This is a genomic window from Kitasatospora sp. NPDC059722 (assembly GCF_042733235.1).
Classification (GTDB): Bacteria; Actinomycetota; Actinomycetes; order Streptomycetales; family Streptomycetaceae; genus Kitasatospora.
Genome location: NZ_JBHWGD010000008.1, coordinates 80,659 through 90,278, shown reverse-complemented (window position 1 = coordinate 90,278; position 9,620 = coordinate 80,659). Strand labels below are relative to the sequence as shown.

Sequence of the window (9,620 nt, the reverse complement as noted above, 5' to 3'; positions counted from 1 at the left end):
TTTTAACACCCCCGCCCCCCCCGATAAAATAAATGTTTTGTGCCGGGGGCCGGCGTCTTTTTTTTATACCCCCCCCCCCCCCCGCCCGCCGCGGGGGGGGGGCCGCCCGCCGCGCCGGCCCCCCCACACACGTTTTCGACGGCGCGGCTCAGCCGACCTTGACCAGGTTCCACTGCTGCGACGTGCCGCCGTTGACGGTCCACTGGACCACCGTCTGGCCGTCCACCGTGCCGTTCCCGTTGTCCACCGCCATCCCGCTCGCCCGGTTGGTGAGCTGGTAGGAGCCGCCGCCGAGCGCGGTGATGCTCCACTGCTGCTGGTCGCTCCCGTTGTCGGGCTGCTGGACCAGTGCGGCGCCCGCGGTCGTGCTGGCCCCGCTGTCGAGGGCCAGACCGCTGCGGGCGCACACCAGCTTGAAACGGCCCGCTTCCAGACCGGTCAGCGTCCACCGCTGCGGCGTGCCGCCGTTGACGGTCCACTGGACCACCTGGCTGCCCGCGCTGGAGGTGTTTCCGTCGTCCAGGGCCTTGCCGCTGCGCACGGAGATCAGCTCGTAGACACCGTCGGCGACGACGGCCGGCGTCCCGTTGACGTCGACCACCACGACCGAGTCGTTGGCGTCGGGCGCGGTGGTGGGCACCGAGACGTTGATGCTGCCGCCGCTGACCGAGTACGAGAGCGAGGCCGTCGGGTTGCTCATCAGGTAGACGCGGTTGATGGTGTTGGCGATCAGCGGGATCTGCAGGGTGCCATTGGCCGGCCAGCTGAACACGTGGGCGAAGAGCTTGCCCGGCTTCCTGGTGAACTTGCCCCACGACGGCTCGGCGGTGAAGGGGCTGCCGGTGGTGCCGTAGATGCTGTCGCTGTTGGTGCCCATCCAACGCGCCAGACCCTGGAGGACGGTGACGGAGCCCGGGGTGGGCGTGCCGTCGCCCTTGGGGCCGATGTTGAGCAGGTAGTTGCCGTCCCGGGAGACCACCGTGACGAACTCCTGGACGATGGTCTGCACGGACCGGTAGGAGCTCTCGGCCCAGGAGGTGTAACCCCAGGCGCCGTTCATGGTCGCGCAGGTCTCCCAGGGCCGACCGAGCGGCTCGGCCGGCACTTTCTGCTCCGGACAGGCGAAGTCGCCGAGTCCGACGTCCCGCTTGACCCGCTCGTTGACGATCAGGCCGGGCTTCTGGGCGACGAGCCAGTTGTACAGGTCGACCCCGTCCGACTGGGTCCACCAGTCGGTGAGGGTGGGCGTGGCGGGGTTGGCGCACCAGTCCCCGTCGAACCAGAGGATCGCCGGGTCGTACGCCGTGAGGAGTTCCTGGAGCTGTGCCTTCATGTCGTTGATGTAGCCGGCGCGCGCGCTCAGCGACGCCATGTCGGTGTAGTTGGTCGTCTGGTTGACGGTCTGGGAGCGGTGGTTCCAGTCCATGATCGAGTAGTAGAGGCCGAACTTGATGCCGCGGGCGTCGCAGGCCTTCTTGAGCGCGGCCAGCAGGTCGTTCTGGTAGGCGGTGTACTTGGGCAGGTTGTACGGCTTGGTGCCGGTGGTGTCCGTGAAGCTCGCCACGGCCGAGTTGTACATCGCGAAGCCTTCGTGGTGCTTCGCGGTGATCACCAGGTACTTCATGCCGGCGTTCAGGGCGAGGTCGGCGATGGTGTCGGCGTTGAAGGCCGTCGGGTCGAAGGGGGCGGACACCTGGGCCTGGTAGTTGGCCTTGCTCCAGTTCTCGGTGGAGAACGCCCACTCGCCGTGGCCGAGCTGGCTGTAGGAGCCGAAGTGGATGAACATCCCGAAGCGGGCCTGGTACCACCAGGCCATCTTGGACGGCACCTGGTAGGCCTGGGCGGTGCCGGGCCGGAGCACCTGGGGCAGGCCGAAGGCCACGGCGCCTCCGGCGAGGGCGGCGGCGCGGATCAGCTGACGGCGGCTCAGTCCGGTGGTTGACATAGGAGGCTCCTCGTTCGGGTGGGAGTGCTGTCGATGCTGCGGCTACTTGCCGAGGTTGTTGCCCCACAGGGCCTTGTCGTCGACGTTGTCCTTCGTCACCAGCGTCACGGGGAGCTGGTCCTCCAGCCCGTTGGGCAGGGCGACGATGGTCGACTGGTGGTCGGTCGGCCCCGGCTTGAACGCCTTGCCCTCGACGGCGGCCTGCGCGTAGAACAGCGCGTACTTGGCGTACAGGTCGGCGGGTTGGGAGACGGTGGCGTCGATGTCGCCCTTGCGGATGGCGTCGAACTCCTGCGGGATGCCGTCGTTGGAGACGACGGCGATGTGCCCCGGCTGGCCGGCCGGCTTGAGCATGCCTTGCTGCTGGAGCACGGAGACGGTCGGCTGCAGGAAGACGCCGCCGGCCTGCAGGTAGATCCCGCCGAGGTCGGGGTTGGCCGCCAGCGTCGACTGGAGCTTCGCCGCGGCGACGTCCCCCTTCCAGTCGGTGGCCAGCTCGATCACCTGGACGCCCGGGAACTTCTCCTTCATGCAGGTGGAGAACCCCCGGCTCCGGTCGTAGGCGTTGATCGAGTCGAGCGCCCCCTGGAGCTCCGCGACCTTCCCCTTTCCCTTGAGCTGCGCGCCCAGGAACTGGCAGGCCTTGGTGCCGTAGTCGACGTTGTTCGCCCGGACGGCCATGTACACCTCGCCGTGCTCGGGTTCGGTATCGACGCTCACCACGCTGACGCCGCGTCTGAAGAGCTCGCCGAGCAGCACGTCGGTGACGTAGGTCGCCTGTGGCGCGATCACCACGGCCTTGGCGTTCGCCTGCTCGAATCCCTGGACGTTGGACCGCAGTTCGTCCTCGCGGTTGTGGGACGCCGTGATCGGCAGGGTGCGGATCGCCTGCGCGGCGACGCCCTTCCTCACGTACTGCTCGTACGCCCGCCAGAAGTCGGAGTCGTCCCGCGGCAGGTCGATGCCGATCGCCCCCTGGGCGGAAGGCTTCAGTGCTCCGCCCGTGCTGCGGTCGCACCCCGTGGCGCCGACGACTAACACGGCCCCGGCCATCGCCGCGAGTCCGGAAGAGCGAAGCCTCATCGCACTGATCTCCTTGCCTTGGAACGCCCGCCCACCGCGGGGAGGTCCCTCACCCGCGTACGGCGCCACCGCCGTCCGGGGGGCTCGCGGTACCGAGGACCTTACGAGCGTGAAACCTGGACGACAAGTAGAGGCATCCGATGACTCCCAAACGTGACATCGGGATTTCCGCCATATCTTCGCGGTATGGCCGATGAAATACGGCCATTCATCGGATGTATCACCCCCGGATCCCTGGACTCCTCGGCGCCCACGGCCTATAAATCCATCCCATGACCCCACGCGATGTGAACGCTCACACCATCCATCGTTTCCCCCGCCGGACCGTGCACCTGGACTTTCACACCGGCCCCGACATCCCCGACGTGGGACGCGACTTCGACCCGGTGACCTTCGCCCGGGCCTTCCGCGACGCCCACGTCGACAGCGTGACCGTCTTCGCCAAGTGCCACCACGGCCACCTCTACTACGGGACCGACCGGCCGGAACGCCACCCCGGGCTCGCCCCCGACCTCGACCTGCTCGCCGAGCAGGTCGAGGCCCTGCACGCCGTGGGCATCCGCGCACCGATCTACCTGTCCCTCCAGGTCGACGAGTTCGCCGCCCGGGAGCACCCGGAGTGGATCGCGCACGGCGAGGACCTGAAGCTCGCCCGCTGGAGCACCTCGGCCTTCGAGGCGGCCTGGAACATCCTCGACATGTCCAGCCCCTACGCCGACTACTTCGCCGATCAACTGGACGAGGTGCTCCGGCGCTTCGCCCCGGTCGACGGCATCTTCATCGACATGTGCTGGAACCAGCCCAGCGCGAGCCGCTGGGCAGTGGACGGGATGCGCCGCGAGGGGCTGGACCCGGCCGACGCGGACCACCGGAACCGCTACGCGAACCTCGTGGCCCGCCGCTACATGGCCCGCTACTCCGCGATGGTGGAGAAGGCCCTACCCGCGGACGCCGCCCAGAGCGTCTGGTTCAACAGCCGGCCCAAGACCGGACTGCCCGAGGAGCGCCAGTTCATCCGGCACGTCGAGATCGAGGGCCTGCCCACCGGCGGCTGGGGCTACGCGTTCCTCCCGTACGTGGCGCGCTTCGTCCGCCCCATGGGACTGCCCGTCCTCAGCCACACCGGGCGGTTCCACGAGAGCTGGGGGGACAACGCCGCCCTCAAGCCCCGGGCGGCGCTGCTGTACGAGACCAGCCAGATGCTGAGCCACGGCCTGACCAGCGGCGTGGGCGACGTGCTGCACCCGCGGGGCGTCGCCGCTCCGGCGGTGTACGAGCTCATCGGCTCGGTCTACGGGCACATCGAGGCGTGCGAGCCCTTCCTCGACGGCGGCCGGGCCGTCAGCGAGGTCGCCGTGGTCACCGACCCCGGCCTCGGCGACAACCCTGGCGCGAGCAACATCGGCGCCGTACGGGCGCTGCAACAGCTCCGGGCGCAGTTCGACGTGGTCCCGCCGACGGCCGACCTGAGCGGGTACCGGGCGGTCGTCGTGCCCGAGAGCACGGCGGTCGACGACGCCCTGGCGGAGCGCCTGCACGCGTACCGGCGGGCAGGCGGCGCCGTGCTGCTGGTCGGGCCGGCGCTGCTCAGGAACGGCACCGAGCCCGCCCTCCCCGACCTCCCGGTCGAGGGACTCGCACCGGCGCCGGCCGGTGAGGTGTTCCTCACCTGCCAGGGCGTCCCCGGGGTCCCGGAGGACTTCCCGGTCATCAGCCACGGCTCCCGGCTGACCGCCCGGGCACTGCCCGGCGCCGAGGTCCTGGCCCGGGTGGTGGCGCCCTACTTCCCGCGCTCCTGGGACCGGTTCTGCGGTCACTCCTACACTCCCCCGGCCGACCCGACCGACGAGGCGGCCGTCGTCGTCGGCGACGGGGTGGCCGCGGTGACCGTGTCGCTGCTGGAGGCCTTCCACGAGCACGGCCTGGAGACGTACCGTCGGCTGCTCGGCGCCGCCCTGGACCGGCTCCTGCCGGACCCGCTCGTCCGCGCCGGCGGGCCGGTCCACCTGGAGACCACCGTGAAGCGCACCGCCGCGGGCACCGTGGTGCACCTGATCAGCTTCGTCCCGTCCCGGGAGACCCCGGAGCTCGACCTGGTGCACGACCCGTTCCCGCTGGTCGACGTGCCCGTCGCCGTCCGGCTCGCCGCCGCCCCGCGCTCGGTGCGGCTCCAGCCGGCCGGGCTGGAGCTGCCCTGGGAGTACGACGGCGAGTACGTCCACGTGCGGGTCACCACCGGGGACGGCCACGCGATGATCGTGGCCGAGCACGACTGACCGCGGGGTACGGGCCCCGGATCACCCGGCGGGCAGCAGCAACGGGTCCGCCATGATCCGGCGCACCGTCGTCAGCGCCGCGCCCAGCAGCGGGCCGCGCCGGCCGAGCGCGGACGGGCGCAGCGCCTCCGGGGCCCAGGGCCGCACGGTGACCCGGGCGGCCAACTCGGCGCGCACGGACGGCAGCAGCCAGTCGGCGAGTTCGGCGTAGGCACCGCCGAGGACCAGGCCGCCCGGGTCGATGAGCTCCACGGCGGACGCGAGGGCGAGCCCCAGGGCCTGCCCCGCCCGGTCCAGCGCCCGCAGGGTGGGCTCGTGCCCGGCGGCCGCCCGCTCGGCGAGCAGCGCGACCGGGTCGCCCGGGCGGGGGGGGGGGGGGGGCGCGGGGGGGGCGCCCCCCCCCCCCCCCCCGCCGCGGGGGGGGGGGGCGCGCGGGGGGGGCGGGGGCGCGGCGGGGCGCGCCGGCGCCGGCGGGGCGCGGGGGGGGCGGGCGGGGGCGCGCGCGCGCCCCCCCCCCCCCCGCCGCGTCGCCCGCGTACTGCTCCAGGCAGCCGCGGGCGCCGCAGGCGCATCCGGCGCCGTCCGGCTGGACGGGGATGTGGCCGAGTTCGCCGGCGAAGCCGCGGGCGCCCCGGAACAGCCGTCCGTCGATGACCAGGGCGGCGCCGATCCCGGCCTCGGCGGAGACGTGGACGAAGGTCTCCGCGGCCTGCCCGGCGCTCCAGTACTCGGCCAGCGCACCGAGGTTGGCCTCGTTCTCGGGCTCGGGCACGGTGTCCGGGTCGGGCCAGTGGTCGGCGAGGGAGACGCCGCACCAGCCGAGGTTGGGCGCGCGCTCGACCAGCCCGGCCGGTTCGTTCGGCACCACCCCGGGGACGGCCAGGACGCGGCCCTCGACGCTCAGGCCGAGGGCGGCGGCCTCCGCCTGCGCCTCGGCCGCCAGCGCGGCGGTCTCCGCCAGCACCTCCCCGGCCGGCCGGCCCGCGTTCTCCCGTTCGACCCGGCGCCACACCCGAGGCTCGCCGCGCAGGTCCACGACGCAAGCACCGAGGTGGGTGATGCCGATCTCCAGCCCCAGACCCGCCGGGCCCTGGTCGTTCACGGCCAGCGCCCGGCCGGGGCGGCCGACCCGGCCACTGGCCGTGGCCGCCGCCTCGGTCAGGGCGCCGCGGCCGATCAGCTCGTCCACCAGGGAGGAGACCGCCGCCCTGGTCAGGCCGATGCGCCCGGCGACGTCCGCGCGGGAGAGCGGGCTGTGCCCGGCGACCGCGCCGAGGACCAGTGAGAGGTTCTGCCGTCGCATGTCCTGTTGCGACGCGGGTCCGCTCTCCGGTCCCTTGCCCGCCCTGACCACCACCGTCACGCGCCCCTCCTACCGGTCCTCGGCCGGGGCACCCTGCAAGGCCCCGGCCCGACGCAGGGTATCCCCGATCCGCATCAGCGCGTCCTCGTCCTTCTTCACGGCCTCCAGGACCGGGCCCTCGGCCGTCCGCCAGCGGCGTGCCACGGCGTCGGCAGGCTCGCCGGTGAGCAGCGCGGCGGCCTGGGCGGCGGCGCCGAGCGCCACCAGTTCCTGCGCGGCGGGCACCTGGACCGCCCGGCCCGAGAGCCGCAGGACGGTCCGCTGCCACGCCGTGCCGCGGGCGCCGCCGCCGATGAGCAGCAGCGGTTCATCGCCGTCGGGGTCCTCGCCCCCGGCGCGCAGGACGTCGTCCAGGGCCGCGAGCAGGGCGTGGGCGGCGCCGTCGTAGGCGGCCTGGAGCAGCTGTCCGCGGGTGGTGTCGTGGCGGAGTCCGTGGATCAGGCCGGACGCGCCCGGGAGGTCGGGCGTGCGCTCGCCGTCCAGGTAGGGCAGGACGACCGCGGTGCCGCCGTCCTCGACCTCCTCGCGGCCGCGTCCGAGCAGGGCGGCGAAGCGGTCGACGGCCAGGGTGCAGTTGAGCGTGCAGGCCAGCGGCAGCCAGCCGCCGAGGGCGTCGGCGAAGCCCGCGACGGTGCCGCTCGGATCGGCCGGCCGCGTCCGGCCGACGGCGTAGACGGTGCCGGAGGTGCCCAGGCTGAGCACCGGCTGCCCGGGGAGGAGGCCGAGCCCGAGGGCCGCCGCCATGTTGTCGCCGGTGCCGGTGGCCACCAGCGCCCCCTCGCGCAGCGGCAGACCGGGACGGACGACGCCGGCCCGCACACCGGCCGGGAGGACCTCGGGCAGGAGCGCGGGATCGAGGCCGATGCGGGCGAGGACGTCCCGGTCGTACCCGTCCGGGCCCCACCAGCCGGTGCCCGACGCGTCGCCGCGGTCGGTGACGGCCTCGCCGGTCAGCCGTTCCGTCAGGAAGTCGTGGGGCAGGCGGACGGCGGCGACGCGGTCGGCCGCGGCGGGCTCGTGAGCGCGCAGCCAGGCCCACTTGGGGGCGGTGAAGGCGGCCGTCGGGACGCTGCCGGTGCGGCGGGCGATCTCCACCGCGCCGAGCGCATCGCGCAGGCCGGCGGCCTGCGGCGCGGACCGGACGTCGTTCCAGAGCAGCGCCGGGCGGACCGGGCGGCCGGCCGCGTCGAGGGTGACGAGGCCGTGCTGCTGGCCGGCGACGGAGACCGCCGCCGCGCGGTCCGCCCAGCCCGTACGCGCCGCGGCCTGGCCGAGCGCCGCCCACCACTGCTCGGGGTCGCTCTCCCTGCCGGCCCCCGTGCTGACGGTGTGCTGGGCTCGGCCCTCGCCCACCACGGCGCCGGTGTCGATGTCGACGGCCAGGGCCTTGGTGGACTGGGTCGAGCTGTCGACGCCGATCACGACACGCTGCTCAGCCATGCGTTCCTCCGGTGTGGGTTCCTTTTGACGTTCCGGCATACTAATTTGTTGAGAGCCCTGACAAACACCCTCCGCACGCGATTCGGAGCCGCTCCATGTCCAGCGACCCGCTCGTCCCCACCCCCGCGCACAAGTTCACCTTCGGCCTGTGGACCGTCGGCTGGCAGGGGCGCGACCCCTTCGGCGACGCGACCAGGCCCGCCCTCGACCCGGTCGAGACCGTACAGCGGCTCGCCGGGCTCGGCGCCCACGGCGTCACGTTCCACGACGACGACCTGATCCCCTTCGGCACCGGCGACGCCGAGCGCGAGCAGGTGGTCAAGCGCTTCCGCGCCGCCCTGGACACGGCCGGGCTGAAGGTGCCGATGGCCACCACCAACCTCTTCACCCACCCCGTCTTCAAGGACGGCGCGTTCACCGCCAACGACCGCGACGTACGGCGCTACGCGCTGCGCAAGACGATCCGCAACATCGACCTGGCGGCGGAGCTCGGCGCCTCGGTCTACGTCGCCTGGGGCGGCCGCGAGGGCGCCGAGTCGGGGGCGGCCAAGGACGTGCGCACGGCCCTCGACCGGCTGAAGGAGGCCTTCGACCTCCTCGGCGAGTACGTCGAGCAGCAGGGCTACGACCTGCGCTTCGCGATCGAGCCCAAGCCCAACGAGCCGCGCGGCGACATCCTGCTGCCCACCGTCGGCCACGCGCTGGCGTTCATCAACGCGCTGGAGCGCCCCGACCGGGTCGGCCTCAACCCGGAGGTCGGCCACGAGCAGATGGCCGGCCTCAACTTCCCGCACGGCATCGCCCAGGCCCTGTGGCACGGCAAGCTGTTCCACATCGACCTCAACGGCCAGTCCGGCATCAAGTACGACCAGGACCTGCGCTTCGGCGCCGGCGACCTGCGGCAGGCCTTCTGGCTGGTCGACCTGCTGGAGTCGGCCGGCTACGACGGCCCCAAGCACTTCGACTTCAAGCCGCCGCGCACCGAGGACTTCGACGGCGTGTGGGCCTCGGCGGCCGCCTGCATGCGCAACTACCTGCTGCTGGCCGAGCGTTCCCGCGCCTTCCGCGCCGACCCGGAGGTCCAGGCCGCGCTCACCGCCTCGCGCCTGCCCGAACTCGCCCTCCCCACGGCCCAGGACGGCCTGGCCGGGCTCCTGGCGGACCGCTCCGCCTTCGAGGACTTCGACGTCGACACCGCCGCCCGCCGCGGCATGGCGTTCGAGCAGCTGGACCAGCTGGCCTACGAACACCTCCTCGGCGCCCGCTGACCGGGGCCACGACCGAGCCGGGCCGTGCGGGTGGCACGGCCCGGCTCTCCCGTCGGGTCGCGGTTGGCACGGCCCGGCTCTCCCGTCGGGTTGCGGTTGGTGCGGCGCCGCATGGACGACTCCGGCCGTGGCCGGGCGGACACGGGGCGGGGGGGGGGGGGGCGCTCCCGTCCCGAGGGTGGCGGGCGTGCCGCCCGCGCGGGCCCGCGGGGCCGCGCGGCGGGCCGGGGGGGGGTGCCAGGCGC

Annotated in this window: 5 protein-coding genes and 1 pseudogene; 2 read left to right on the top strand and 4 right to left on the bottom strand. The window is 73.3% G+C overall.

The annotated features are described in order from the left end of the window. Nucleotides 1-148: 148 nt before the first annotated feature. Together ACFV4F_RS07305 and ACFV4F_RS07300 are read right to left on the bottom strand one after the other, a co-directional pair. Nucleotides 149-1,945: an alpha-L-fucosidase gene (locus ACFV4F_RS07305; RefSeq protein WP_380500736.1), complete on the bottom strand. Its 1,797-nt coding sequence runs from the start codon at nucleotides 1,943-1,945 to the stop codon at nucleotides 149-151. 42 nt (nucleotides 1,946-1,987) lie between these two features. Next, nucleotides 1,988-3,028 carry a sugar ABC transporter substrate-binding protein gene (locus tag ACFV4F_RS07300; RefSeq protein ID WP_380500735.1) on the bottom strand — a complete coding sequence of 347 codons (1,041 nt, stop codon included), beginning with the start codon at nucleotides 3,026-3,028 and terminating at the stop codon, nucleotides 1,988-1,990. Nucleotides 3,029-3,300: 272 nt separating this feature from the next. Here ACFV4F_RS07300 and ACFV4F_RS07295 point away from each other — a divergent pair, with 272 nt between their 5' ends. Continuing rightward, nucleotides 3,301-5,304 carry a beta-galactosidase trimerization domain-containing protein gene (locus ACFV4F_RS07295; protein WP_380500734.1) on the top strand — a complete coding sequence of 668 codons (2,004 nt, stop codon included), beginning with the start codon at nucleotides 3,301-3,303 and terminating at the stop codon, nucleotides 5,302-5,304. A gap of 21 nt (nucleotides 5,305-5,325) precedes the next feature. On the opposite strand, the pseudogene ACFV4F_RS07290 reads toward ACFV4F_RS07295, so the two are convergent. Together ACFV4F_RS07290 and xylB are read right to left on the bottom strand one after the other, a co-directional pair. Further along, a pseudogene (locus ACFV4F_RS07290) lies at nucleotides 5,326-6,607 on the bottom strand (ROK family protein). A gap of 69 nt (nucleotides 6,608-6,676) precedes the next feature. Next, on the bottom strand, nucleotides 6,677-8,107 hold the full coding sequence (xylB, locus tag ACFV4F_RS07285) for a xylulokinase (RefSeq protein WP_380500733.1): 1,431 nt from the start codon (nucleotides 8,105-8,107) through the stop codon (nucleotides 6,677-6,679). Nucleotides 8,108-8,202: 95 nt separating this feature from the next. Here xylB and xylA point away from each other — a divergent pair, with 95 nt between their 5' ends. Further along, nucleotides 8,203-9,375, top strand: a complete 1,173-nt coding sequence (gene xylA, locus ACFV4F_RS07280; RefSeq protein ID WP_380500732.1) for a xylose isomerase — start codon at nucleotides 8,203-8,205, stop codon at nucleotides 9,373-9,375. Nucleotides 9,376-9,620: the final 245 nt, after the last annotated feature.